The 24,577-nt window shown below is 59.4% G+C and carries 22 protein-coding genes, 1 tRNA gene and 1 pseudogene; 13 read left to right on the forward strand and 11 right to left on the reverse strand.

Annotation, left to right across the window (positions count from 1 at the left end):
• Positions 1-28: 28 nt before the first annotated feature.
• Positions 29-1,255 (forward strand): 3-hydroxyacyl-CoA dehydrogenase, encoded by a 1,227-nt coding sequence (locus KUF73_RS27825; RefSeq protein ID WP_218441166.1) that lies wholly within the window; start codon positions 29-31, stop codon positions 1,253-1,255.
• 102 nt (positions 1,256-1,357) lie between these two features.
• On the forward strand, positions 1,358-1,777 hold the full coding sequence (locus KUF73_RS27830; RefSeq protein ID WP_218441167.1) for a thioesterase family protein: 420 nt from the start codon (positions 1,358-1,360) through the stop codon (positions 1,775-1,777).
• A 70-nt stretch (positions 1,778-1,847) separates the two neighbouring features.
• Here the strand turns inward: KUF73_RS27830 and KUF73_RS27835 are convergent, their stop codons facing one another.
• The 4 genes from KUF73_RS27835 to KUF73_RS27850 all read right to left on the reverse strand — a co-directional run bounded on the left by KUF73_RS27835 (position 1,848) and on the right by KUF73_RS27850 (position 6,800).
• The gene (locus tag KUF73_RS27835) at positions 1,848-2,333 is read right to left on the reverse strand and encodes a glycine zipper domain-containing protein (RefSeq protein WP_218441168.1); all 486 of its coding nucleotides are present in this window, start codon (positions 2,331-2,333) and stop codon (positions 1,848-1,850) included.
• A gap of 302 nt (positions 2,334-2,635) precedes the next feature.
• Positions 2,636-4,984 carry an FdhF/YdeP family oxidoreductase gene (locus KUF73_RS27840; RefSeq protein WP_218441169.1) on the reverse strand — a complete coding sequence of 783 codons (2,349 nt, stop codon included), beginning with the start codon at positions 4,982-4,984 and terminating at the stop codon, positions 2,636-2,638.
• Complete coding sequence (gene fdhD, locus KUF73_RS27845; RefSeq protein WP_218441170.1) at positions 4,981-5,820, reverse strand: formate dehydrogenase accessory sulfurtransferase FdhD; 840 nt, start codon at positions 5,818-5,820, stop codon at positions 4,981-4,983. Before fdhD ends, KUF73_RS27840 begins: the two co-directional genes overlap by 4 nt.
• 92 nt (positions 5,821-5,912) lie before the next feature.
• Positions 5,913-6,800: a LysR family transcriptional regulator gene (locus KUF73_RS27850; RefSeq protein WP_218441171.1), complete on the reverse strand. Its 888-nt coding sequence runs from the start codon at positions 6,798-6,800 to the stop codon at positions 5,913-5,915.
• A 138-nt stretch (positions 6,801-6,938) separates the two neighbouring features.
• On the opposite strand from KUF73_RS27850, the gene lysM reads away from it, so the two are divergent.
• Positions 6,939-7,388 carry a peptidoglycan-binding protein LysM gene (gene lysM, locus KUF73_RS27855; RefSeq protein ID WP_218441172.1) on the forward strand — a complete coding sequence of 150 codons (450 nt, stop codon included), beginning with the start codon at positions 6,939-6,941 and terminating at the stop codon, positions 7,386-7,388.
• A gap of 98 nt (positions 7,389-7,486) precedes the next feature.
• On the opposite strand, the gene yrfG is transcribed toward lysM, so the two are convergent.
• On the reverse strand, positions 7,487-8,149 hold the full coding sequence (yrfG, locus tag KUF73_RS27860; protein WP_218441173.1) for a GMP/IMP nucleotidase: 663 nt from the start codon (positions 8,147-8,149) through the stop codon (positions 7,487-7,489).
• Between the two features lie 90 nt (positions 8,150-8,239).
• Here yrfG and nudE point away from each other — a divergent pair, with 90 nt between their 5' ends.
• Together nudE and cysQ are read left to right on the forward strand one after the other, a co-directional pair.
• Complete coding sequence (nudE, locus tag KUF73_RS27865; RefSeq protein ID WP_218441174.1) at positions 8,240-8,806, forward strand: ADP compounds hydrolase NudE; 567 nt, start codon at positions 8,240-8,242, stop codon at positions 8,804-8,806.
• On the forward strand, positions 8,803-9,630 hold the full coding sequence (gene cysQ, locus KUF73_RS27870) for a 3'(2'),5'-bisphosphate nucleotidase CysQ (protein ID WP_218441175.1): 828 nt from the start codon (positions 8,803-8,805) through the stop codon (positions 9,628-9,630). The genes nudE and cysQ overlap by 4 nt, the downstream gene beginning before the upstream one ends.
• A gap of 103 nt (positions 9,631-9,733) precedes the next feature.
• Here cysQ and KUF73_RS27875 read toward each other — a convergent pair whose 3' ends face one another.
• The 4 genes from KUF73_RS27875 to rfbC form a co-directional block, all read right to left on the reverse strand.
• Complete coding sequence (locus KUF73_RS27875; RefSeq protein WP_218441176.1) at positions 9,734-10,189, reverse strand: YiiD C-terminal domain-containing protein; 456 nt, start codon at positions 10,187-10,189, stop codon at positions 9,734-9,736.
• Between the two features lie 40 nt (positions 10,190-10,229).
• On the reverse strand, positions 10,230-11,624 hold the full coding sequence (locus tag KUF73_RS27880) for a sigma-54 dependent transcriptional regulator (RefSeq protein ID WP_218441177.1): 1,395 nt from the start codon (positions 11,622-11,624) through the stop codon (positions 10,230-10,232).
• Positions 11,621-13,429: an ATP-binding protein gene (locus KUF73_RS27885; RefSeq protein WP_218441178.1), complete on the reverse strand. Its 1,809-nt coding sequence runs from the start codon at positions 13,427-13,429 to the stop codon at positions 11,621-11,623. Before KUF73_RS27885 ends, KUF73_RS27880 begins: the two co-directional genes overlap by 4 nt.
• Before the next feature lie 91 nt (positions 13,430-13,520).
• Positions 13,521-14,066 (reverse strand): dTDP-4-dehydrorhamnose 3,5-epimerase, encoded by a 546-nt coding sequence (gene rfbC, locus KUF73_RS27890; RefSeq protein ID WP_218441179.1) that lies wholly within the window; start codon positions 14,064-14,066, stop codon positions 13,521-13,523.
• A gap of 312 nt (positions 14,067-14,378) precedes the next feature.
• Between rfbC and KUF73_RS27895 the strand changes: the two genes are divergently transcribed.
• From KUF73_RS27895 to KUF73_RS27910, 4 genes are all read left to right on the forward strand, one after another.
• A complete protein-coding gene (locus KUF73_RS27895) occupies positions 14,379-17,291 on the forward strand; it encodes an aminotransferase (RefSeq protein WP_218441180.1) in 2,913 nt (970 codons plus the stop codon).
• Between the two features lie 341 nt (positions 17,292-17,632).
• A complete protein-coding gene (aguB, locus tag KUF73_RS27900; RefSeq protein ID WP_218441181.1) occupies positions 17,633-18,511 on the forward strand; it encodes an N-carbamoylputrescine amidase in 879 nt (292 codons plus the stop codon).
• A 5-nt stretch (positions 18,512-18,516) separates the two neighbouring features.
• Positions 18,517-19,623 carry an agmatine deiminase gene (gene aguA / locus KUF73_RS27905; RefSeq protein WP_218441182.1) on the forward strand — a complete coding sequence of 369 codons (1,107 nt, stop codon included), beginning with the start codon at positions 18,517-18,519 and terminating at the stop codon, positions 19,621-19,623.
• A gap of 246 nt (positions 19,624-19,869) precedes the next feature.
• Complete coding sequence (locus tag KUF73_RS27910; RefSeq protein WP_218441183.1) at positions 19,870-20,082, forward strand: hypothetical protein; 213 nt, start codon at positions 19,870-19,872, stop codon at positions 20,080-20,082.
• 149 nt (positions 20,083-20,231) lie between these two features.
• On the opposite strand, the pseudogene KUF73_RS27915 reads toward KUF73_RS27910, so the two are convergent.
• Positions 20,232-20,453: pseudogene (locus tag KUF73_RS27915) on the reverse strand (TonB-dependent siderophore receptor); the annotation flags it as partial.
• A gap of 271 nt (positions 20,454-20,724) precedes the next feature.
• On the opposite strand from KUF73_RS27915, the gene KUF73_RS27920 reads away from it, so the two are divergent.
• The 4 genes from KUF73_RS27920 to KUF73_RS27935 all read left to right on the forward strand — a co-directional run bounded on the left by KUF73_RS27920 (position 20,725) and on the right by KUF73_RS27935 (position 24,018).
• Complete coding sequence (locus tag KUF73_RS27920) at positions 20,725-22,011, forward strand: OprD family porin (protein ID WP_218441184.1); 1,287 nt, start codon at positions 20,725-20,727, stop codon at positions 22,009-22,011.
• Between the two features lie 380 nt (positions 22,012-22,391).
• The gene (locus tag KUF73_RS27925; RefSeq protein ID WP_218441185.1) at positions 22,392-22,610 is read left to right on the forward strand and encodes a 4-oxalocrotonate tautomerase family protein; all 219 of its coding nucleotides are present in this window, start codon (positions 22,392-22,394) and stop codon (positions 22,608-22,610) included.
• Complete coding sequence (locus KUF73_RS27930; protein ID WP_218441186.1) at positions 22,607-23,263, forward strand: DsbA family oxidoreductase; 657 nt, start codon at positions 22,607-22,609, stop codon at positions 23,261-23,263. Before KUF73_RS27925 ends, KUF73_RS27930 begins: the two co-directional genes overlap by 4 nt.
• A 44-nt stretch (positions 23,264-23,307) precedes the next feature.
• Complete coding sequence (locus tag KUF73_RS27935) at positions 23,308-24,018, forward strand: SDR family NAD(P)-dependent oxidoreductase (RefSeq protein WP_218441187.1); 711 nt, start codon at positions 23,308-23,310, stop codon at positions 24,016-24,018.
• A gap of 59 nt (positions 24,019-24,077) precedes the next feature.
• Here KUF73_RS27935 and KUF73_RS27940 read toward each other — a convergent pair.
• Positions 24,078-24,153 (reverse strand) — tRNA-Thr (locus KUF73_RS27940).
• Between the last annotated feature and the right edge of the window lie 424 nt (positions 24,154-24,577).

The raw sequence follows: 24,577 nt of genomic DNA on the forward strand, positions 1-24,577 counted from the left end.
CTTTGGATCGCCAACAAGAGAACAAAACATGAGCCAGACGCCGTTCAATATTCAGCGCGCCGCCGTCATCGGCGCGGGCACCATGGGCCGGGGCATTGTCATGTGCCTGGCCAACGCCGGGGTCGCGGTGCAATGGGTCGATAACAATCCGCAGATGCTTGAACAGGCACTGGTGACCGTGGCGGATACCTACGCTCACAATGTGCGGCAGGAGCGCATCGATCAGGCCGAGGCAGACGCCCGCATCGCTCGGGTCACCGCCGCTGTTGATTATGCGGCTATCCGCGATGTCGACCTGGTCATCGAAGCGGTTTACGAAAACCTCGAACTCAAGCAGCAGATTTTTCGTGAACTGGATGGCCTGCTCAAACCCGAAGCCATTCTGGCGAGCAACACCTCGGCACTGGACATTGATGCCATCGCCGCTGTTACACGCCGCCCGCAGCAGGTCCTGGGTCTGCATTTCTTCAGCCCGGCGCACATCATGAAACTGCTGGAGATCGTCCGCGGTGCCAAGACTGCACCGGCGGTGCTTGAGGCCGCCCTGGCGTTGGGCAAGCGCATGGGCAAGGTCAGCGTGGTGTCGGGAAACTGTGACGGCTTCATCGGCAATCGCATGCTCAATACATACGTACTTGAAGCGAGAAAAATGCTGCTGGAGGGCGCGTACCCCTATCAGGTGGATGCCGCGCTGCAAGGTTTCGGTTTTGCCATGGGGCCATTCCGCATGTTCGACGTGGTGGGTGTCGACCTGCAATGGCGCGCCCGCCAACTGTCCGGTATCGGGCAGGATGCGCCAGAGGTTCAGGTGGATAACCGTTTATGTGAGTTGGGGCGTTTTGGTCAGAAGAGCGGCAACGGTTTCTACCACTATGAACCGGGCAGTCGTCAGGCCGAGCACGATGTGACGGTGGATGCGCTGGTGCTGGAAGTCAGCGAAGGGCTGGGCTTTCAGCGTCGTGAAATCGGGTCGGAAGAGATTCTGGAGCGTTGCTTGCTGGCACTGGTCAATGAAGGCGCGAAGATTCTTCAGGAGGGGATCGCCGACTCGTCCCACGATATCGATCTGGTTTACCTCAATGGTTACGGCTTCCCGGTGGACAAGGGCGGGCCGATGGCTTGGGCGGATCAGCAAGGGTTGGCGGATATTCATCAGCGCTTGCTGGCGCTGGAGACTCGCCAGGGTGATCACTGGAGCCCGGCGCGATTGATTGGCGATTTGGCAGTGGCCGGGAAGGGGTTTGCTGACAAGTGATGGAGGTGGCGCCCGTGACGGCGCCTTCGCGAGCAGGCTCGCGAATGATCACGAGAGGGGTTTCCCCTTAGACTGCCCATACAACCCCAGGAATCGACGCTGATGCCCCAACGCTCCGAATACCCGCACTTCCAGCCCATCACCACTCGCTGGCATGACAACGATGCCTACGGCCACGTCAACAACGTGACCTACTACAGCTTCTTCGACACGGCGGTGAACACTTACTTGATCGAAGTCGGCGGCCTGGATATCCATGACGGCGAGGTGGTGGGGTTTGTGGTGAGTTCAGCCTGTGACTACTTTGCTTCCATTGCCTTCCCGGACCGGATCGAAATCGGTGTGCGGGTAGGCAAGTTGGGCAACAGTTCGGTGCAGTATGAGCTGGCGGTGTTCAAGGCCGGGGAAGACGAAGCCTGTGCGGCGGGGCGCTTCGTGCATGTGTTTGTGGATCGTGCGTCGAACCAGCCCGTGGCGATCCCTGCCCGATTGCGCGACGCCCTGGAGCGCCTGGTGGTTTAGTCAGGCAAAAAAAATCGCAGCCCTTGGGCTGCGATTTTTTGATGTACCGGCTAACCAGGCAACTCAAGCCTTAGTCGCGATAGTACCGGTGATGCTTGCGATGCCCATAGGCATGGCCGCGGTGACGGTGATCGTCACGGTAGTAACGACGGTCATCATGGCCACGATAGGAGCGATGATCATCGTCTTCTTCGTTGCTCTTGTTGCCCATGTAGTTACCCAGCGCGCCACCGGCGCCGCCGCCTGCTGCCGAGCCAATCAGGCTGCCGGTGGTGCCGCCCATGCTGCGGCCGACCACGTTACCGCCTGCTGCGCCCAACGCACCGCCAATGGCGGCTTCGCCACGGCTGTGTTTGTTTGCGCCGACTGCGCTACCACCCGCGCCGCCCAGGGCCGCGCCAATGGTGGAACCTGTATTGCCGCCTAACGACTGACCGACGACCGAGCCCAGAACCCCGCCCAATGCGCCGCCTACACCGGCTTCGGTGGTGCCGCCAGCAGAAGCGATGCCGCTGGCCAGACTAAGGGACAACAAGAGAATCGAGGAGAACTTCATAAAGGAACCTCAAGGGGATGACGGCGCGATCCTGAGGCTGTGTCATAGGCGTGACAATCGAAATCCGACGAGTAACACGACTTGAGCACATTTCTATAAGTTGCTGTTTTTTGGGCGGAACTTAACGTTTTTTTGCCGGTCTTTAGCTACTTCGGAATGGCCGTTTTTGAGAGAAAACGGCCTTTTTTGTGAGCGTTTGGAAAGTTGTTGTGTCAGCAATAATGTCAAAAGATCGCAGCCTTCGGCAGCTCCTACAGAGGTCTCTGTAGGAGCTGCCGAAGGCTGCGATCTTTTGATCCGGCTTAAGCAGACCTGGCCAAAATCAACCCGGTCTCACTCGCCGCTTCCAACCGGATCGCCACGAATTTCGACGTCGGTGTATGGCTGCCATCCCCGGTGCTTTCCAGCGGCACCAGCGGGTTTACTTCCGGGTAGTAAGCCGCTGCTTGTCCGGCCGGGATATCAAACGCCAACAGCGTGAAGCCCTTCACCCGACGCTGCACGCCATCGTCCCAGATCGACACAATGTCAGCCTTCTGCCCCGGTTTGAAACCCAGGCGAATGATGTCGGCTTCGTTGACGAACAGTACATCTCGCTGACCCTTCACCCCGCGATAGCGGTCATTGAGACCATAGATCGTGGTGTTGTACTGATCGTGGGAGCGCATCGATTGCATGATCAGGTCCGGCAATACGCCAGTGGATCGGGTGCGTTCGTGCACCAGATCCTTGGGCAGCACATTCGGACGGAAATTGGCCCGCCCCGATACGGTGTTCCACTTGCGCGCACCGGCGCTATTGCCGAGGTAGAAACCACCTGGATTCTTGATCTTTTCGTTGAAATCCTTGAAGCCCGGAATAGTGTCGGCAATCAGGTCGCGGATGCGGCTGTAATCGGCTACCAGCCAGTTCCAGTCCACCGGTTTGCTGCCCAGGGCCGCCGCTGCGATGCCGGCGATGATCGCGGGTTCCGAACGCATCTGGTTCGACAGCGCCTGCAATTGGCCGTTGGAGGCGTGGACCATGCTGAAGGAGTCTTCCACCGTCACCGCTTGGGCGCCTTCGGTCTGGATATCAATGTCGGTCCGGCCAAGGCACGGCAGGATCAACGCGTCTTTACCGTGAGCCAAATGGCTGCGGTTAAGTTTGGTGCTGATCTGCACGGTCAGGTCGCAATTGCTCAGTGCCTGGAAGGTCCGTGGGCTGTCCGGGGTGGCTTGCGCGAAGTTGCCACCCAGGGCGACGAACACTTTTGCCCGACCTTCGGCCATGGCGTGAATCGCCTCGACCACGTTGTGGCCGTTTTCACGCGGCACCTTGAACTGGAAGCGTCGCTCCAGGGAATCGAGGAACGCCACCGGCGGGCGCTCGTTGATACCCATGGTCCGGTCGCCCTGCACATTACTGTGGCCGCGTACCGGGCACAGGCCCGCGCCCGGCCGGCCGATGTTGCCGCGCAGCAGCATCAGGTTGGCGATTTCCTGGATGGTTGCCACCGAATGGCGGTGCTGGGTGATGCCCATGGCCCAGCACATGATGACGTTCTTACCCTTGGCGTACATGCGCGCCGCTTGCTCGATTTCCACCAGGGGCAGGCCGGACTGCTCGACGATCTGCTCCCACGGGGTGTCATCGATGGTGCCGAGGTATTCCAGCACGTTGGCGCTGTGTTCGTTGAGGAAGTCGTGATCGAACACAGCAGGCTCACCGGCCTTCTGCGCGTCGCGCTCCCACTGCAACAGGAACTTCGCCATGCCACGCATGATTGCCATGTCGCCGCCCAGCGCGGGGCGGAAATACGCGGTGTTGGTCGGCCTGTCGCCGTTGGTGAACATTTCGATCGGGTGTTGCGGGTGCTGGAAGCGCTCCAGACCGCGTTCTTTGAGTGGGTTGATGCACACCACTTGTGCGCCGCGCATCACCGCTTCGCGCAGTGGTTCGAGCATCCTTGGGTGGTTGGTGCCGGGGTTCTGACCCCAGACGAAAATCGCATCGGCGTGTTCGAAATCGTCAAAGGTCACGGTGCCTTTGCCGACGCCGACACTTTGTGACAACGCCACACCGCTGGCCTCATGGCACATGTTCGAGCAGTCGGGGAAGTTGTTGGTGCCGTAGGCGCGCACGAACAGCTGATAGAGATAAGCCGCTTCGTTACTGGCACGGCCCGAAGTGTAGAACTCGGCCTGATCCGGGCTCGACAGCCCCTGCAAATGTTTGGCGATCAGGGCGAAGGCGGCGTCCCAACTGATCGGTTTGTAGCGATCGGTCTCGGCGTCGTAGCTCATTGGTTCGGTGAGACGGCCCTGATATTCAAGCCAGTAATCGCTTTGTTCCAGCAACGAAGTGACGCTGTGTTTAGCGAAGAACGCAGCGTCGACACGACGTTTGGTCGCTTCCCAGTTCACCGCTTTGGCGCCGTTCTCGCAGAACGCCACCATGCCGGCTTCCTTGGAATCGCCCCAGGCGCAACCAGGACAGTCGAAGCCGCCGTTCTTGTTGGTCTTGAGCATCATGCGCAGGTTTTTCAGCGCGTTGTCGCTGGTCAACCAGGCCTGGGCGACGCTGATCAGTGCGCCCCAGCCGCCGGCGGCACCTTTGTAAGGCTTGTAGCGAGGAACGGGTGTCTGGTCGGCTTGACGGTGTTGACTCACGCTTGATTCTCCAAAGCCGGGCTGTAGACCCGCGGCGCATTCTTCTGCGGCAAATGAATGAGATTGAGGTTGTGGCGACGGGCCCATTGCACGGCAAGGCCCGTGGGCGACGACAGGCTGACCAGGGTCTGGATGCCGGCGCGCAAAACTTTCTGGATCAATTCGAGGCTGCAACGGCTGGTGACAATCGCCAGCCCGCCGGTGATCGGGATGTTCCTGCGGATCAGCCCGCCGATCAGTTTGTCGAGGGCGTTATGCCGGCCGATGTCTTCACGACCGAGCAGCAGTTCGCCCTGGTCATTCATGAACACCGCCGCATGCACCGCGCCGCTGTATTGGCCCAGCGGCTGGAACGCACCGATGCGCTGGCGCAGCCCTTCGAGCCATTCGGCGGGCGGTAATGGCGCGCCGGGCAACACCTTGAGGTCTGGCAATGCCTGTTCGACCGCCTCCACGCCGCAGAGCCCGCAACCGCTGGTGCCGGCCATTTGCCGACGCTGCTGCTTGAGGTTCCAGAACGCGCGGTTGGCGATGGTTACCTGCGCGTATTGCGCCGATCCCGAGCCGCTGAGTTGCAGGTCATAGATCTCGGTGGCGTCCTGGATGATGCCGCTGCCGAGGCTGAAGCCGACGATAAAGTCTTCCAGATCCGTCGGCGTCACCAACATGACCGCCTGGCTGATGCCGTTAAAGGCGATCGCCAACGCGACTTCCTCGGCCAACGCCGTGCTGGCCGATTCTGTGTGTTCGAGACTGGTGTAGCTGTAAGTCCGGCTGGCAGCGGGCGCGGGCGTTTCGAGGGCAGGCGCCGGGCGGGCGGGGCGCTTGGCGTTCATGGCATCACCGACGGTTTGATCAGCTTTAAGACTAGGCGCGGCAACTTGTCGCGTCTAATCGCTAATACTGATCTACCGATAGATGACGTCGATCAAGCGTCCGGCAGTGATTGTTGAAAAATCGCGAAACAGGCCTCGGCCAATGCCGAGCGCGGAGCGCTGCGGCGCATGATCAGCCCCAGCCGGGCGAGGGTCTGGGCGTTTTCGATCGGATGCAGGCGCAGATGATCGGTGAGGTTTTCCAGGCCGCCGTCCAGCGGCATCACGGCGCAGCACAATCCACCGTGCACAGCTTGTAACAGTTGATGCACGGCATCGGTCTGCAACAACGGTCGCGGCGTCAGGCCACGGATGTGGAAGTTGTGGTCGATGGACTGGCGAAAGTGCATGCCGCTGGTGAGCATGCCCAGCGGCAATTCCATCAGCGATTCCCAACTCAGCGCGTTGTCACCGAACGTAAAGAAACGCTGATCGTAGAGCAGGCCCATGCGCGTTTCGCTGAAGGCCACAGACTCGAAGCGTTCGCTGTCCAGACGTTCCAGATAGGAAACACCGATATCCAGTCGGTTGTTTGCCAATTGTTCGAGGATTTGCTCTGAACTCAGCGCCGAGAGTTCGAAATGCAGGTTCGGGTGTTCGGCATGCAGGCGTTGCATCAGCGGCACGGGGTCAAAGCTCGATAGCGGCACCACGCCCAGGCGCAGCGTACCGACCAGATTGCCGCGACAGGCGGCGGCTTCGGCGTGCAAACCATCGCAGGCGGCCAGAACCGTACGGGCCCAGGCCAGCACCCGCTCGCCCGGCGCGGTGAAGCCTTCAAAGCGCTGGCCGCGATTGACCAGCGGCAAGTCGAGTTCTTCTTCGAGGTTGCGCAAACGCATGGACAGGGTCGGCTGGGTAATGTGGCAGCGCGCGGCGGCCTGGCCGAAATGTCGGGTTTCGTCGAGAGCGATGAGGAATTTCAGCTGCTTGATGTCCATCTTCGCTCCAGGATTCGGGAAGGTGCGGATTCTATCGTTTAGGGGACGGCGGCGTCATTGGTCGGGTTGGATCCGCAAGTGACAGGCGTGGTCTAGGCTTTTGCGTCTGGACACTTAATTCCCCATGGAGAGCACACGATGAGCCTGTTCAGTTTTCTTAAAGAAGCCGGTGAAAAAATTCTTGATGCGCTGACGCCGGACAAAGCCGAAGCCAATAGTGAAGCGTTGACCAAACATGTGAAGGATGCTTTGACCGGGATCGATACGTCGAAAATTCAGGTAAAAGTCGAAGGCGATAAGGTGATCGCCAGCGGCGAAGCTGCTACGCAGGAGGAGAAGGAAAAAATCCTCTTGTCACTGGGTAACGTTGCCGGTGTCAGCGGGGTAGAAGATCAGATCACTGTGACAGGTCCCGTGGTTGTGGCCGCGAAATTTGTCGTGGTCGAGAAGGGCGATACGCTCAGTGCGATTTCCCTGCGGGTGTATGGCAACGCGAACCTTTACAACAAAATCTTCGAAGCCAACAAACCGATGCTTAAGGATGTGAACAAGATCTATCCGGGGCAGTCGTTGCGCATTCCCGAGTAATGCGAGGCCAGTAGGAGCTGCCGAAGGCTGCGATCTTTTGACTTTGTTTTTGAAAAGCAAAATCAAAAGATCGCAGCCTTCGGCAGCTCCTACAGAGATCAAAGGCCGTTTATCAAATCCCGATAATCGCCAACCGCCGCAAACTCCGCCGTGTCTTTCGGCCCTTTGCGGCTGTCCGGCTCTTTCACCGCCAATAAATGCGCCACACCAAACTCCCGGGCACTGCGCAGGATCGGCAAGGTGTCGTCGATAAACAGACTGCGTGCCGGGTCAAAGTCGATGTCGGCTTGCAGTGCATCCCAGAATTGCGGGTTTTCCTTGGGGAAGCCGTAATCGTGCGAGCTGATCAGGCGCTCGAAGTACGGCGCCAGTTCGATTTTTTCCAGCTTCAATGACAGCGAATCACGGTGAGCATTGGTGATCATCACTACGCGTTTACCAGCCTGTTTGATCGCCGCCAGAAAGGTATCCGCGTCCGGGCGCAGGGCAATCAGGTGTGCGGTTTCCAGTTTCAGGTCGCGTACCGGCAGGTTCAGTTCTGCACTCCAGAAATCCAGGCAGTACCACTGCAACTGGCCGGCATTGCGTTCGAACAACGGCTGCAACTCCATCTCCGCCATGGCGCGGCTGACCCCGTGGAGTTCGGCGTAACGTTGCGGCAGGTGCTCCAGCCAGAAATGGTTGTCGAAGTGCAGGTCCAGCAGCGTGCCGTCCATATCCAGCAGAACGGTGTCGATGTCGTGCCAGGGCAGCAGGGACATAAAAAACTTCTCCAGCGGTAAAAAAGATATCCGAGGTAAACAATCAGGATAGGCCGGGTATAGTAACGCGTTCACGCCAAGGAGCCGCTCATGCGCCAGAAACCCACCATCCTCGCCCGCGAGATCGTCGCCACCAGCCGTTTGTTTTGTGTGGAAGAGCTCAAGTTGCGCTTTTCCAATGGCGTGGAGCGTACCTATGAGCGATTGGTCGGCAAGGGCGCCGGGTATGGCGCGGTGATGATCGTGGCGATGCTCGATGCGGACCATGCCGTACTGGTTGAAGAGTATTGCGGCGGCACCGATGAATACGAGCTGTCGTTGCCCAAAGGTTTGATCGAACCAGGCGAAGACGTACTGGCGGCGGCCGAGCGCGAGCTCAAGGAAGAAGCCGGGTTTGGCGCGCGGCAATTGGAACATCTGACCGAATTGTCATTGTCGCCCGGTTACATGAGCCAGAAAATCCAGGTGGTGCTGGCCACTGATCTATACGAAGAACGTCTGGAAGGTGACGAGCCAGAGCCGATGGGCCAGAGCAAAGTCAACTTGCGCGAACTGTCGGCGCTGGCGCAGAACCCGCAGTTCACCGAGGGCCGTGCCTTGGCGGCGTTGTACCTGGCCCGTGACCTGCTGACCCAGCGCGGGGTGTTTCTGCCATGAATTTTCCTCATCCATTGATGGCACCGGTGGTTGAACTGGCGCTGCAGGCTGGCGAGGCGATCCTGCCGTTCTGGCGCACAGGCACGGCCGTCACCGCGAAGTCGGACGATTCTCCCGTTACCGCTGCTGACCTGGCCGCTCATCACTTGATTCTGGCGGGGTTGACGGCGCTGGACCCGAGCATTCCGGTGCTGTCCGAAGAAGACGCCAACATTGCCCAGAACGTGCGCGCCAGTTGGCAGCGCTGGTGGCTGGTGGACCCGCTGGACGGCACCAAGGAATTCATTTCTGGCAGCGAAGAATTCACCGTCAACATTGCATTGATCGAACAAGGCCGCGTGGTGTTTGGCGTGGTGTCGATGCCGACCAACGGGCGCTTTTATGTCGGTGGCACCGGGTTGGGCGCGTGGCGTGGCGACAAGGATGGCGAGCCTTCGCCGATTCAGGTCCGTGAAGTGCCGCCGGCGGGCGCGTCTTTTACTGTGGTTGCCAGTCGTCGGCATTCCAGCCCAGAACAGGAGCGCTTGCTGGCCGGGTTGAGCGCCAGCCTGGGTGAATTGGAGCTGGCTAATATCGGCAGCTCGCTGAAATTTTGCCTGTTGGCCGAAGGGGCGGCGGATTGTTATCCGCGCCTGGCGCCGACTTCGCAGTGGGACACGGCGGCGGCGCAGGGCGTGCTGGAAGGCGCGGGTGGCGAGGTCCTGGAATTGAGCGGCGAGCCGTTCAGCTATCCGGCGCGGGAATCGTTGTTGAACGAGTTCTTTTTGGCGTTGCCGGCGAAGGCTGCGTGGCGGGAGAAATTGTTGGAATTGGCTCGAAGCTAAGATCAAAAGATCGCAGCCTTCGGCAGCTCCTACATGGATCAGCGTGTACCCGGATATTCGAATGCATGCATGTAGGAGCTGCCGCAGGCTGCGATCTTTTGCTTTACCGGTGCAACACGTACTGCCCAGTGAACGTCACCGCATCCTCATCGCTTCCCGCATTCACGACCCGCGTATGCAAGGTCAACCGCGCCCGTCCATAGCGCTGATACATCGCCAGAAACTTTTTCCACACCTGCGCACTCGGCGCCTGGCAAATGGCGTTGGCATCGCCCGTCACCGGCAGCGGGTAGTTGATCTGGCCTTCCTGAATCACGATGTGCCCGTCTTCAATCCCTTCCTCTTTCAAACGCAAATGCAGCCAGCCCCAACCGGCCAGCACCGCGCCGCAATACAGGCTGCCGCCGAACATGGTGCTCTTGTGATTGACGTTGGCGTCCAGCGGCAAGTACAGGCGCAGTTGCTGATCGTGCCAGTCGAGCACTTTGAGGCCCATGTCCCGCGTTAGCGGGATGTCGCGATGGAGGACGGATTCCAGGTGACGACTGTCGCGGCTCATTGCGCGGCCTCTTGTTTGAAGTGGATGATTTGACGCGGGCTCACTCGAGTTCGTCGCTATGGCTGTTGGCACCGCTGTCGGCGAAGTTCAGACCGTGTTTGCGCAGCTTGTCGTGCAAGGTCTTGCGGGGAATGCCGAGGGCTTCGGCGACGCTGCGCACCGAGCTATGGGAGCGCGCCAGCTCGGCGGCAATCAGGGTTTTCTCGAAGTTTTCCACTTGCTCGCTCAACCCGCCGCTGACCACCTCCACCGCGTTGCCGGCCGCACCTTGTGACTCGTCGTTGTCCAGCGCCAGTTCCAGGCCGAGGGCGAAGCGTTCGGCGGCGTTTTGCAGCTCGCGCACGTTGCCAGGCCAGGTATGGCGCAGCAGCAGGGCGCGTTGTCCCGGTTGCAGTTCATGGGGCGGCAAACCGTGGCGGGCGCTGGCTTCATCGGCAAAATGCTGGAACAGCACCAGCGCATCCTCACCTCGCTCGCGCAGCGGTGGAATGCGCAGCGGCGCAACGTTCAGTCGATAGTACAAGTCGGCGCGGAAACGCCCTTGGTCGGCAGACTGCCGCAGATCTTCTTTGGTCGCGGCGATGATGCGGATGTCCAGCGGGATCAGCTGATTGCCACCCAAGCGCTCGACCACCCGCTCTTGCAACAGCCGCAGCAGTTTCACTTGCACGTCCAGGCTCATGCTTTCGATTTCATCGAGGAACAGCGTGCCGCCATTGGCGAATTCGAACTTGCCGATACGCCGTTTCTGCGCGCCGGTAAACGCCCCCGGTTCATGACCGAACAGCTCGCTTTCGACCACCGACTCGGCCAGCGCCCCGGCGTTGATGGCTACGAACGGACCGTTTCGCCGACTCGACAAATCGTGCAGCGCCCGCGCTACGACTTCTTTACCTGCGCCGGTTTCGCCGAGGATCAGCACGTCAGCCTTGGTCGCCGCCAATGCACCGATTTGCTCGCGCAGACGCAGCATCGATGGCGACTGCCCGACCAATCGGGTGCTCAACTCATTGCGATCGCTCAGGGCCAGACGCAGGCTGCGGTTATCCAGCACCAGTCGGCGCAAGGCCAGCGCGCGGCGCACACTGTCGAGCAGCGCGTCGCTGGCGAAGGGTTTTTCCAGAAAGTCATAAGCTCCGGCGCGCATGGCTTGCACCGCCAGCGGCACGTCGCCGTGACCGGTGATCAGCAACACCGGTAATTCCGGGTCCTGGGCGTGGAGCTCGGTCAGCAGTTCGAGGCCGTCCATGCCCGGCATGCGGATGTCACTGACCACCACGCCCGGCCAGTCACGCTCCAGTTGTGCGGCAAGCCCCTTGGCTTCGGCCAGCGGCAGAATTTTCAGGCCAGCCAAGTCGAGGGTCTGGCTCAGGGCCTGACGCAAATGGGGATCGTCGTCGATCAACACGACCTGGATGCGGTTGTCGATGGTCATGCACTTCGGTCCTCGGACGGTTGAAGGCTCACGCCGGGTGCGCCTGCGCGGAGCTTCAGGGTAATCAGGGCGCCACCTTCCTTGTGGTTGGCGAACGACAGTTCACCGCCGAAGGCGCGCATCAGGGTTTCGCAGATTGCCAACCCCAGCCCAAGCCCCTGAGTGCGGGTCTTGGTGGTGTAGAAGGGCTCGCTGGCGCGGCCAAGGGCCTCCATGCAGAAACCGGGGCCGTTGTCGCGAATGTACAGGTTGACGCCATCGGCGGTGGATTGGGCACTCAACCAGAGCTTACGCGGCGGCCCTTTCTCCGTCAGCGCGTCGAGGGCGTTGGCCAGCAGATTGCCGAGTACCTGGCGCAACCGCGTTTCCCCCGCCTCGACCCACAATGCCGCTGCAGGCAAGTCACGGATCAGCTCGACTTCCATGCTGCGCCGACGCTTGGCGAGCAGCGCCAGGGCATCGTCCAACGCCGGTTGCAGGGCGACGCTTTCTGGCGCGTGGCGATCACGCCGGGCAAAGGCGCGCAGGTGAGCGATGATCGAGGCCATGCGCCCGGTCAGCTCGCTGATCAACTTGAGGTTGCCCCGCGCATCGTCGGTGCGCTGATGGTCGAGCAGCACTTCGGCGTTTTCCGCGTAGCTGCGGATGGCGGCCAGCGGTTGATTGAGCTCGTGGCTGATGCTCGCCGACATCGTCCCCAGCGCCGACAGTTTGCCGGCCTGTACCAGATCATCCTGGGCGCGCACCAGTTCTTGCTGGGCCTGTTCGCGTTCCAGCACTTCCTGTTTCAGTCGACGGTTGAGGCCTTCCAGGTCGCTGGTGCGTTCGGCGACCCGACCTTCCAGTTCGCGACGGGCCTTGGCTTCGAAGGCGATGCGTTCGAGGTAATGGCGGCGGCGCTGCATCATCAAACCGAGCAGCAGCATCAGCACCAGCAGCGTCGCGCCCCCGATGGCGACCACGGTGCGCACCGGGCGATTGATCAGAGTGCGCGGGGCGAGGATGCTGACATTCCAGCCGGTCTCCGCGATCGGCTGGGTCTGGGTCAGCCAGGCGTTGGGGTTGAGCTTCAGCGGCTTGGGATCGCGGGTCGGATAAGGCTGAATCGCGGTGATGGCTTTGCTTTCTTCTTCGCTCAGCGGTCGAGTCGAGCGAAAGCGCCATTCAGGTCGTGACGTGAGGATGACCACGCCGTTATGGTCGGTCAGCAGCAGTTGTTCCGGGGTTTTGCCCCACAGGCTTTCGGTGTGGTCGAGGTCGACCTTGACCACCAGCACGCCAGCGATTTTTTCGCCGTCGCGCACGGCGGCGGCAAAGAAGTAACCGCGTTTGGCGGACGTGGTGCCCAGCCCGAAAAATCGCCCGAGCCGCCCGGCCATGGCCTCGCTGAAGTACGGTCGAAAGGCAAAATTGCGCCCGACAAAACTGTCGTGCTTGTCCCAGTTGGACGCCGCCAGGGTCTTGCCCGTGGTGTCCATCAGGTACATGACTTCGGCACCGGTCTGGGTGCTGATGTTTTTCAGCAGACGGTTGGCGTTGCCTTGGGTGACGCCATCGTCCGGCGCACCGAGCACGGCGCGCAGGGCCGGCAGATCGCCAAGGATCTGCGGCAACACTTCATATCGGTGCAGGGTGCCCAGCAGGTTGGCGACGTAAAGGTCGAGGGTCTGGCGATTCTGCCCGGCCAGTTCGCTGCGGTAATAACGCTCGGCCAGATGTTCCAGCGGCCACAGCAATGGCGCCAGGCACAGCGCGAGCAAGGCCAGGCTTCGCCAACGGGGTCTGCGGGGGAGGGTCGGAGTCATAAGCATCGAGCGCCTGTGGTTACAGGCGCATTATGCCTAGGCTTGCGGGCGCAGTCTGCGCGCCCTGAGCAGTAAAGGTTCAGGTCGGGATTCAGGCGAACACGTCGGCGTCCTTGAAAAAGACCCCGTTCTGGTCTTTGCCCGACAGCTGCGGCGCGGCGTCCAGTTGCCAGTCAATGGCCAGGTCTGGGTCGTCCCAACGAATGCTGCGCTCGGCTGAAGGGGTGTAATAGTCGGTGGTTTTGTAGAGGAACTCGGCGTACTCGCTCAACACCACGAAGCCGTGGGCAAAGCCTTCCGGTACCCAGAGCTGGCGGTGATTGTCGGCGGACAATCGAACAGCAACCCATTTGCCGAAATTCGGCGAGCTGCGGCGGATGTCCACGGCCACGTCGAGTACTTCACCGGCCGTTACGCGAACCAGTTTGCCTTGGGTATTTTGCAGTTGGTAATGCAGACCCCGAAGGACACCTTTTTGCGAGCGGGAATGGTTGTCTTGAACGAATTTCGCGTCCACGCCCGTCGCTTCTGCGAATGCCTTTGCGTTGAAGCTTTCGTAAAAGAACCCACGCTCGTCACCAAATACCTTGGGTTCGATGATCAGAACACCGGGCAGGTCGGTGGTGACTACATTCATGGTGTTTCTCCAGTAATTGACTTTGATGGCTAATGCCGATGCACGAGCAAGCTTGCTCCGGGCGGCGCGTTTACTCAGCAAGCACGCGTCATCGTTAACGTCCATCGTGAGCGCGCTCGCTCCAAAGGGGGCACACAGCATTAACCTTGATGGCCCGCATTCTTGCGCAGAGTCTTGTTCAAGACGAGTGATCTGTCATTTTTCCTTGATCCTTTGCAGGACCTGTCGCTCGTCAGGCATGTGATGCGGGGGTTGCGAAACGCCCCGCGCAGTGGCGATATAGGCGCCTAATAAAATTTCAGGGGTCGTTGTATGCCGCTCGCCACGTTGATTCATCGCGCCAGTTTGCCCAGCCCTCAGGTGTCTGGGGAGCAGGCGCTTGAGCTGTTGCAGGAGCATTACGGGCTCAGCGGAAAATTGCAGGCGCTCGGCAGCCAGCAGGATCTGAATTACCGCGTCGATAGCGAACAAGGTCGTTTCGTCCTGAAAATCTGCCGGGGCGACTACTCGGCATTGGAGCTGCAAGCCCAGCACGCCGGACTCAAGCATTTGGGCGAACACCCCGACGTGCACGTGCCGCGTGTAATTCCAGCGAAAAGCGGTTCGGACCTGCTGTCCCTGGAGGTCGGCGGCCAAGCGGTGCATGTGCGCCTGCTGGACTATATCGAGGGTCAATCCCTGACGCACCTCGCCCATTTCAATCGCACGGTGGTGGCCGGTTTCGGCCGCTTGTGCGGTGAGATGGACCTCGCGCTGGCGGCTTTCGATCATCCGGGACTGGAACGCACGCTACAGTGGGATGCTCGTCACGCCCAGGCATTGATCGCGCATTTATTGCCGGTCATCCAGGATGATGCCCAACGCACGTTGATCGCCCAAGCGGCCGAACAGGCCGAGCGCCACTTGCAGCCACTGGTGGACAAACTGCCGGTACAGGCCATTCACATGGACATCACCGACGACAACGTGGTGTGGCAGCGCGATTCAGAGCGCCACTGGCAATTGCAAGGCGTGATCGATTTCGGCGATTTGGTCCGTACCTGGCGTATCACCGATCTGTCGGTGACCTGCGCGGCACTGCTGCATCATGGCGACGGCGATCCGTTCTGCATTTTGCCGGCGGTGCAGGCGTATCACGCGGTCAATCCGCTGACCCATGAAGAGTTGCAGGCGCTGTGGCCGCTGATCGTCGCCCGTGCGGCGGTGTTGGTGCTCAGTGGTGAACAGCAGGTCAGCATTGATCCTGGCAATCAATACAGCCGCGACAATCTCACCCACGAGTGGGAGATTTTCCGCGTAGCGACATCGGTGCCGCTGGCGTTGATGGAAGCGGCGATTCTCACGTCAGTCGGCCAGAAAGTGCCGGGCATCGGCGGCGAAGGCTTCGCACCGCTGCTGCCAAGCCTGGTGGGGCGTGAGTTTGCCTTGATCGATCTGGGCGTGCTCAGCCCGCATTTCGAGGCGGGCAATTGGGAGCAAGAAGGCGTTGATCAGCGGCTGTTGAATGAAGCTGCCGCAGCTCATGGTCTGGCGGCCAGTCGTTACGGCCAATATCGTTTGTCCCGTACGCGGCCGGACAGTGCCGTCGAGCCGGATACCTGCCCGTTACATGTCGAGTTACGCGTGCCTCACGGTACGACGGTCGAGGCGCCATTTGCCGGGGTCGTGCATCAGCCACAGCCAGGCGTATTGCAACTCGACGGCCCGCAACTGAGCGTGCGCCTGTGGGGCGTAACTCCCTCGCTGCACACGGGTGCCGCACTGGTCAAAGGCCAAGTGTTGGGCTCAGTCGGTGGGCCGCTGATTGTGCAATTGAGCCGAAGCGCTTCGTTTACGGCACCGCTGTTTTGTACGCCTTCGCGGGCCGCGGCGTGGCAGGCGTTGTGCCCTTCACCGGCGGCGCTGCTGGGGCTGGCCTGCGATGCTCAAGAAGAACTCGACTCGCAGACCTTGCTGGCCCGTCGCGACGCCAGTTTCGCCCGCACGCAAAAACACTATTACGTCGACCCGCCGCGCATCGAACGCGGTTGGCGCAACCACCTGATCGACATGCAGGGCCGCTCCTACCTCGACATGCTCAACAACGTTGCGGTGCTCGGTCATGGTCATCCGCGCATGGCGGCGGTCGTCGGTCGCCAGTGGTCGCTGCTCAACACCAACTCGCGGTTCAACTATGCCGCCGTCGCTGAATTCTCTGAGCGCTTGCTGAAACTGGCACCGGATTCCATGGATCGCGTGTTCCTGGTCAACAGCGGCAGCGAAGCCAATGACCTGGCGATTCGTCTGGCCTGGGCCTACAGCGGTGGCCGCGACATGCTCAGTGTGCTGGAGGCTTATCACGGCTGGACGGTAGGCGCCGATGCGGTGTCGACTTCGATTGCCGACAACCCCAAAGCCCTGAGCAGCCGCCCGGACTGGGTGCATCCGGTGATCGCGCCGAACACCTATCGCGGCGAATTCCGTGGTCCGGACAGCGCGCCGGACTACGTGCGCAGCGTCGAACACAACCTGGCGAAAATCGCCGAACAGAAACGTCAATTGGCCGGTTTCATTTGTGAGCCGGTGTACGGCAATGCCGGTGGTATCTCGCTGCCACCGGGTTACTTGAAACAGGTCTACGCGATGGTGCGTGCGCAAGGCGGTGTGTGCATCGCCGATGAGGTGCAAGTCGGCTACGGGCGCATGGGCCATTTCTTCTGGGGCTTCGAGGAACAGGGCGTGGTGCCGGACATCATCACCATGGCCAAGGGCATGGGCAACGGTCAGCCGCTGGGCGCGGTGATCACCCGCCGGGAAATCGCCGAGGCGCTGGAAGCCGAGGGTTACTTCTTCTCGTCCGCTGGCGGCAGCCCGGTCAGTTGCCAGGTCGGCATGGCCGTGCTCGATGTCATGGAAGAAGAAAAACTCTGGGAAAACGCCCAAGTGGTTGGCGGCTACTTCAAGGAACGACTGGAAGCGTTGATCGATATTCATCCGTTAGTCGGCGCGGTGCATGGTTCCGGGTTCTATCTGGGCGTGGAGTTGATCCGCAACCGCGAAACCCTGGAGCCGGCGACCGAAGAAACCACGGCGCTGTGCGATCGACTGCGTGAACTGGGGATCTTCATGCAGCCGACGGGTGATTTCCTGAACGTGCTCAAGATCAAACCGCCGATGGTCACTTCGCGCCAGAGCGTGGATTTCTTCGTGGACATGCTTTCGAAGGTGCTCGCTGAAGGTCTCTGATGCACCGACCCCGTAGGAGCTGCCGCAGGCTGCGATCTTTTGATCTTGATCTTCGGCGGATTCAAAACTGCCAGGATCAAAAGATCGCAGCCTTCGGCGGCTCCTACAGGTCGTGCATTTTATTTCGCGAACAACATGAAACCTGTAGGAGCGAGGCTTGCCCGCGAAGGCGTCATCAAAAAAGGCGTATAACGTCGATTGTTATCGGGTTTAAGTGCTTATTTTTAGACGAAATGCATTTTTGTAGCTTTTAAAGCCGATTTTTATCGGCTATAAAGTCGCCAATGCCAGGGCGCGGATGAACCATGCCCAACCGTCAAGCACTTGCCCGGAGATGATTCATGAGCCGTAACGTTACCGTCGCCGCCACTCAGATGGCCTGTTCCTGGGACCTGGAAGGCAATATCGAAGTGGCTGAAAGGCTGGTCCGCGAAGCCGCTGCCAAAGGCGCACAGATCATCCTGATTCAGGAATTGTTCGAAGCACCGTACTTCTGCCAGAAACCGAACCCGGACTACCTGCAATTGGCCACATCGGTTGAAGACAACGTTGCCATCAAGCATTTCCAGAAAGTCGCCAAGGAACTGCAAGTGGTGTTGCCGATCAGCTTCTACGAACTGGCCGGGCGCGCGCGTTTCAACAGCATCGCGATCATCGATGCCGACGGCAGCAACCTCGGGGTTTATCGTAAAAGCCACATCCCGGATGGCCCTGGCTACCACGAAAAGTACTACTTCAACCCGGGCGATACCGGCTTCAAAGTGTGGAACACCCGTTACGCGAAAATCGGCGTCGGCATCTGCTGGGACCAGTGGTTCCCTGAGGCGGCCCGCAGCATGGCGTTGCAAGGCGCAGAAATCCTGTTCTACCCGACCGCCATCGGCAGCGAGCCGCACGACAAGACCATTTCGTCCCGCGATCACTGGCAACGCGTGCAACAGGGCCACGCTGGCGCTAACCTGATGCCGCTGATCGCGAGTAACCGCATCGGCAACGAAGAACAAGACGGCTACGACATTACCTTTTATGGTTCGTCGTTCATCGCCAACCAGTTCGGCGAGAAGGTGCAGGAACTCAACGAAACCGAAGAAGGCGTTCTGGTTCACACCTTCGACCTCGACCAACTGGAACACATCCGCAGCGCGTGGGGCTCGTTCCGTGACCGTCGTCCGAACCTGTACGGCGCGCTGAAAACCCTCGACGGTTCCCTGGAGTCCTGATCGACATGACCACTTTGAAAAGCACCCCTCGCGCCGACGGCTTTTACATGCCGGCCGAGTGGGCACCACAAACCCAGACCTGGATGGTCTGGCCCGAGCGCCCGGATAACTGGCGCCTGGGTGGCAAACCGGCGCAAGCGGCGCACGTTGCGGTGGCCAAAGCCATCGCCCGGTTCGAACCGGTCACCGTGGCGGTTTCCGCCGGCCAATACGAAAACGCCCGTGCTCGCCTGGACGTGCCGAATATTCGTGTCGTCGAAATGTCCAGCGATGACGCCTGGGTCCGGGATACCGGCCCGACGTTCGTCATCAATAACAGCGGCGAAGTCCGTGGTGTGAACTGGGATTTCAACTCGTGGGGCGGTTTTGACGGTGGTTTGTATTCGCCGTGGAACCGCGACTCGCAGGTCGGCGGCAAGATCCTCGAGATCGAGCGCAGCCCGCGCTATCGCACCGAGGGCTTCGTGCTCGAAGGCGGTTCGATTCACGTCGATGGCGAAGGCACGCTGATCACTACCGAAGAGTGCCTGCTCAACCGCAATCGCAATCCGCACCTGAATCGTGCAGAGATCGAAGCAGTGCTCACTGCGAATCTGGCTGTGGATAAGATCATCTGGCTGCCAGATGGATTGTTCAACGACGAAACCGACGGCCATGTGGATAACTTCTGCTGCTACGTGCGTCCGGGTGAAGTATTGCTGGCCTGGACCGACGACCCGCAAGACCCGAACTACCCGCGCTGCCAGGCTGCCATGAACGTGCTGCAAAGCAGCACTGATGCCAAGGGCCGCCCATTCACGGTGCACAAAATGCCGATTCCGGGGCCGCTGTATGCGACCGAGGAAGAATGCGCCGGCGTCGATCCGGTGGACGGCACCCAGGAGCGGAATCCGTCCGTTCGTCTGGCCGGTTCCTACGTGAACTTCCTGATCGTCAACGGCGGCATCATCGCGCCAAGCTTCGACGACCCGCTGGATGGCCCGGCAAAAGAGATTTTGCAGTCGATATTCCCACAGCACGAAGTCGTCATGGTGCCTGGCCGCGAACTGTTACTGGGTGGCGGCAACATTCACTGCCTTACCCAACAGCAGCCCGCGCCGCACAAGGAATGAGTGAGCGCGTAACAGCTTGAGTTGATTGCGAAATCATTCAGGCAAACGTTTTCGCCCGCCGAAATGCCGAAAGCCCGCAGCCCTTCAGGACTGCGGGCTTTTTTGTATCCACTTGTCGACAGTCCCCGCACCTTGGCATAGGTCTTGTATCTGTGATGGTGCAAAACAGGGAGGGGGAGAACTTAGCCGTTCTGTCATAAACCTTGGATAAGTTAGGCCGCTCACAAACCAGGAGAGAGCGCTGAAATGAACGCCGAAGTGAATGTGGTGAGCGAGCGGGCGTTGCATCCCCTGGCAGTAAACAGCGAATCGCTCCAGATCCTGGCGCACTGGTTCAAGTCCAATGGAACGCGTCAGATCGCAGAAAGTGATCCGCGCCGGACAATAATCGAGCGCTACCCCGCTGGCTTGTTCAGCGAAGCGGAGCTGGATGCGTTGTGGGATGTGATGGAAGGATAAGAAGAAAAACAACGGATTGATAAAAGAAAAGCGCTGCCGGGGATGGCAGCGTTTTTTTTTAGATCAAAAGATCGCAGCCTGCGGCAGCCACAAGGGAATGCATTCCAAATGTAGGAGCTGCGGCAGGCTGCGATCTTTTGACCTTGCCCTTAAAAACTGCAAGTCCCGGTCACAACCAGGCCACGCGGTGCCCCCGGCTGAATCTGCGCGGCACTGGTGGCAGACGAGTAGTAAGTCTTGTCGCTGATGTTGTTCAGCGCCGCGCGCAAATCCCAATCCTTCTGCCGGAACCCGGCCAAGGCATCCCAGCGACCATAGCCCGGCAGCACGGTGGTGTTGAGGTTGTCGGCATAACGATCCCCCACAAGCGTTCACCGCGATTGAGTTTTCTGCCGCGTAAATCATTTTCTTAGACGTTTTTCGCCTGATTACCATCGATTCATGAAATTGACACATCGTCGGGGCCGCAGCTACGATTCCGCCCAACGCCTGTGGCAGACCGCCATAACCACAAAATAATAAAAAGGCCCGCCGCGAGTGATCGTGGGCGGGCCTTTTTGTTTGCGTAATGAAAAAAGAGCGCGATAGTGCCATTTCAGTCGTTCGACACAGCGCGTTTCAACCCGTAATAAGGAAAACAACATGTTGAACAAGCGAATCAGCCTGATCGCTCTGGGGATTTTGAGCGCTACACAGGCCATGGCTAACGACCAGGCCGAATCCAAGGGATTTGTTGAAGACAGCAGCCTCAAAGTGCTGCTGCGTAATGCCTACATGAACCGTGACTACAAAGACGGCAACCCGGATAAATCCGAGTGGGGCCAAGCGGCCATCGGTACGTTCTCGTCCGGCTTCACCCAAGGCACCGTGGGTGTGGGTGTGGATGCTTTCGGTCTGTACGCGCTTAACCTGGAACGCAGTGAAGACCGGAGCGGCGCCCAAGGTATCGACTTTTTCAAAAAGGGCGATAGCGGCCAGCCGGCTGACGACCTGTCCAAAGGTGGCGCTGCCGTCAAATTCCGTCTGTCCAGCACCACGCTGACCTACGGCGACCAGATGCCAGCACTGCCCGTGTTGAGCTACGACAACTCGCGCCTGCTGCCGGAAAGCTACACCGGCACCCTGATCACCTCGAAAGAGATCAAGGGCCTGGAGCTGAACGCCGGTCGCTTCACCGCTGAATCGCGTAAAAGCGCTGAAGGCCGTGACAGCGGTGGCTTGAAGTCGATCAACGTGTTGGGCGGTAGCTACCAGTTCACCGAACAATTCAAGGCCGCGCTGTACGCCTCCGACGTCGAAGACGTGCTGAAGAAACAATACGTAAACGCCAATTACGTATTCCCGATCGCCAAGGATCAGTCCCTGACCCTGGACTTCAACGGCTACCGCACCAAGCTGGACGACTCCTACGTCCGCGAAACCGGTGCAACCGGCGACGACAACAAAATCTGGAGCCTGGCAGCCGTCTTCGCCACCGGCCCGCACTCGTTCACCCTCGCTCATCAGCGCAGCACCGGCGACAGCAACCTGGGCTACGCCTATGGCGGCTACCAGAAAGATCAAGGTCGCATCGGTGACGGTGGCAACACCATCTACCTGTCCAACTCCTACTGGTCCGACTTCAACGCTGAAGACGAGCGCAGCTGGCAACTGGGTTACGGCCTGGACTTCAGCACCTTCGGTGTTCCGGGCTTGACCTACAACGTCGCCTACGTGCGCGGTGACAACATCACCACCTCCACCAGCGAAGGCGGCACCGAGCGCGAAATTTTCAACCAGTTCAAGTACGTCGTGCAAAGCGGCCCTGCCAAAGACCTGAGCATCAAGCTGCGCAGCTCGGTCCTGCGTGTGTCGCAGAAATCGAGCGAGTACAACGTCAGCGGTAACGAAGTACGCGTGTTCGTGGATTACCCGATCAACATCTTCTGATGATCGGTTGCGGTGTCGAGGCCTGATTCAAGGCTGGGAAAGAAATAGCCCCGACTGGTTCGTAATGCTGTTCAGTTAAGAGATAGGGCGAGCAATAAATAACCCGTGGCGAGGGAGCTTGCTCCCGCTGGGGCGCGAAGCGGCCCTCAAAAAGGGACTGCTGCGCAGTCCAGCGGGAGCAAGCTCCCTCGCCACAGGTGCAGCGTTCGTCCTTAACTGAACAGCATTACGACTGGTTCGGGGCTTTTTACATCCATATTGATTACGCGGGGTAACTAATGAAGTTCCCGCGCCCACCTTTATCCCCTCCCTGCAACCCAATACAGTCCTCTCCAACGCCTCTCCCATCATCCTGATGAGAAGGTCACTGGAGATTCCTCATGCCGTTCGTAAGTGTCCGCATTACCCGCGATGGCGTTACCACTGAGCAGAAAGCTCAGGTGATCGCCGAAATCACTGAAACACTGGAGCGCGTACTCAACAAGCGTCCGGACCTGACCCACATCGTGATCGAGGAAGTCGACACCGATAACTGGGGTTACTCCGGCATCACCACCACTCAATACCGCAAGCAACTGGCGGAAGAGGGGAAGTCATGAAGCCGTCGGTGACCATCGACTTCGTCTCTGATGTGGTGTGCCCATGGTGCGCTCTGGGCGCCACAGCGCTGGAGCAGGCGATCGAGAATGTGGCGGGTGAAGTTTCGGTCGAGCTGACCTACAAGCCTTTCGAGCTGAATCCGAACATGCCACCCGAAGGCGAAAAAGCAGTCGAGCACTTGATGCGCAAATACGGGCGCACCGCCCAGGACGTTGCCAATGGCAAAGCGATGCAAATCGAGCGCGGAAATGCCATCGGCTTCAAGTTCGACCTGGAAAAGCGCAGCCACTTCTACAACACCTTCGACGCCCATCGCTTGTTGCTCTGGGCGCTGGAAGAAGGACGTCAGGTGGCACTGAAGAAAATCCTGCTGCGCGCTTACTTCAGCGAAGGCGCGAACCCGAGTGATCAGCAGACGCTGGTGCGGTTGGCGGGTGAAGCCGGGCTGGATGAGGCCAAGGCGCGCAAGGTGCTGGTGTCGGGTGCCTATGCCGACGAGGTGCGTGAACTTGAGGCGTTTTACCAGCAGCACGGTATCAACTCGGTACCGGCCATGGTGCTGAATGGCCGTCACCTGGTGTCCGGTTCGCAATCGATCGAGTACTACGAACAGATGTTGAGACAAATGGCGACGGCCTCCGCTGAAGCCTGATTACTTACTTTTTCAAACCATCATTTAATGAGTAGAGGTTCATCATGAGCAATTCGAAAAAAGTCGTTGTGATCACTGGCGCATCCCAAGGTCTTGGCGACGGTATGGTCAAGGCCTTCCGTGAACTCGGTTACCGGATCGTCGCCACTTCGCGTTCGATCAAACCGTCCACCGATCCGGATATCCACACCGTTGCCGGTGACATCGGCGAACCAGCAACCGCCCAGCGTGTGATTCGTGAAGCGATCGAGCGTTTTGGCCGCGTCGACACCCTGGTCAACAACGCCGGGATCTTCATCGCCAAGCCATTCACCGCCTACACCGCTGAAGACTACGCCAGCGTGTTGTCGGTGAACGTCAACGGCTTCTTCTACATCACCCAACTGGCCATCGCAGAGATGGAAAAACAAGGCAGCGGCCATGTCGTCAACATCACCACCAGCCTGGTCGACCATGCCATCGACGGCGTGCCATCGGTACTGGCCTCGCTGACCAAAGGTGGCCTGAACGCGGCGACCAAATCCCTGGCCATCGAATACGCCAAACGCGGTATTCGGGTGAACGCGGTTTCGCCTGGCATCATCAAGACCCCAATGCACGGCGAAGAAACCCACGCCGCACTGGGCGCTCTGCACCCGGTCGGACATATGGGCGAGATCGAAGACATTGCGCAGGCCGTGGTGTACCTGGACAACGCCAAGTTTGTGACCGGCGAAATCCTGCACGTCGACGGTGGTCAGAGCGCGGGTCACTAAGACCTGGTTTTCAAACGGCAGAAACAACAAAGCCCCGCATTGCGGGGCTTTGTTTTGTATGGTGCCGGCACCAGGAATCGAACCCGGGACCTACTGATTACAAGTCAGTTGCTCTACCATCTGAGCTATACCGGCGTGTCAGGGCGACGATTATAGCGATTGCGCTGGTTCTGTAAACCCCTGAATTCTGACTATTTTTGCGCAAGCCTCGGTTGAGGATTAATAACGCTCGGCGGTCCACATCGAGCGTTGTGAATCTTGACGGTTTTTGAGCGTTTTATGCATTAAAACGTCGGTCTTTCTCGTGGGACTTCCTGCGTGGGCCGTATCTCGTTTTCTGTTCAAGCAGTCCTTTATGTCGGCGGTTATGTCCTTTTGATCGGATGCTTATGCACAACGGAATTTCTGATGCACGCCATTAACAGTGAATTTGTGGATTCGTTCTCATCTACGCGCAAATGCCTGTTTTACTAGTTTTTTATGCGGGTGTACGAAAATTGAACAGTGGCGTTTCACGCCTGAAACAGCTGTAAAGATTGGATCCATGAATATTTAATCA

It is taken from the genome of Pseudomonas sp. PD9R (assembly GCF_019200975.1).
Classification (GTDB): Bacteria; Pseudomonadota; Gammaproteobacteria; order Pseudomonadales; family Pseudomonadaceae; genus Aquipseudomonas.

Bases quoted from the DNA above. Each gene is read 5' to 3' on its own strand.
- KUF73_RS27930 (WP_218441186.1), top strand. From the start codon at position 22,607: ATGAAGCCGTCGGTGACCATCGACTTCGTCTCTGATGTGGTGTGCCCA.
- rfbC (WP_218441179.1), bottom strand. From the start codon at position 14,066: ATGAATGTAGTCACCACCGACCTGCCCGGTGTTCTGATCATCGAACCC.
- lysM (WP_218441172.1), top strand. From the start codon at position 6,939: ATGAGCCTGTTCAGTTTTCTTAAAGAAGCCGGTGAAAAAATTCTTGAT.
- yrfG (WP_218441173.1), bottom strand. From the start codon at position 8,149: ATGTCCCTGCTGCCCTGGCACGACATCGACACCGTTCTGCTGGATATG.
- cysQ (WP_218441175.1), top strand. From the start codon at position 8,803: ATGAATTTTCCTCATCCATTGATGGCACCGGTGGTTGAACTGGCGCTG.
- KUF73_RS27935 (WP_218441187.1), top strand. From the start codon at position 23,308: ATGAGCAATTCGAAAAAAGTCGTTGTGATCACTGGCGCATCCCAAGGT.
- KUF73_RS27885 (WP_218441178.1), bottom strand. From the start codon at position 13,429: ATGACTCCGACCCTCCCCCGCAGACCCCGTTGGCGAAGCCTGGCCTTG.
- KUF73_RS27830 (WP_218441167.1), top strand. From the start codon at position 1,358: ATGCCCCAACGCTCCGAATACCCGCACTTCCAGCCCATCACCACTCGC.
- aguA (WP_218441182.1), top strand. From the start codon at position 18,517: ATGACCACTTTGAAAAGCACCCCTCGCGCCGACGGCTTTTACATGCCG.
- KUF73_RS27875 (WP_218441176.1), bottom strand. From the start codon at position 10,189: ATGAGCCGCGACAGTCGTCACCTGGAATCCGTCCTCCATCGCGACATC.
- KUF73_RS27850 (WP_218441171.1), bottom strand. From the start codon at position 6,800: ATGGACATCAAGCAGCTGAAATTCCTCATCGCTCTCGACGAAACCCGA.
- KUF73_RS27825 (WP_218441166.1), top strand. From the start codon at position 29: ATGAGCCAGACGCCGTTCAATATTCAGCGCGCCGCCGTCATCGGCGCG.
- aguB (WP_218441181.1), top strand. From the start codon at position 17,633: ATGAGCCGTAACGTTACCGTCGCCGCCACTCAGATGGCCTGTTCCTGG.
- nudE (WP_218441174.1), top strand. From the start codon at position 8,240: ATGCGCCAGAAACCCACCATCCTCGCCCGCGAGATCGTCGCCACCAGC.
- KUF73_RS27910 (WP_218441183.1), top strand. From the start codon at position 19,870: ATGAACGCCGAAGTGAATGTGGTGAGCGAGCGGGCGTTGCATCCCCTG.
- KUF73_RS27895 (WP_218441180.1), top strand. From the start codon at position 14,379: ATGCCGCTCGCCACGTTGATTCATCGCGCCAGTTTGCCCAGCCCTCAG.
- KUF73_RS27920 (WP_218441184.1), top strand. From the start codon at position 20,725: ATGTTGAACAAGCGAATCAGCCTGATCGCTCTGGGGATTTTGAGCGCT.
- KUF73_RS27835 (WP_218441168.1), bottom strand. From the start codon at position 2,333: ATGAAGTTCTCCTCGATTCTCTTGTTGTCCCTTAGTCTGGCCAGCGGC.
- KUF73_RS27925 (WP_218441185.1), top strand. From the start codon at position 22,392: ATGCCGTTCGTAAGTGTCCGCATTACCCGCGATGGCGTTACCACTGAG.
- KUF73_RS27880 (WP_218441177.1), bottom strand. From the start codon at position 11,624: ATGACCATCGACAACCGCATCCAGGTCGTGTTGATCGACGACGATCCC.
- fdhD (WP_218441170.1), bottom strand. From the start codon at position 5,820: ATGAACGCCAAGCGCCCCGCCCGCCCGGCGCCTGCCCTCGAAACGCCC.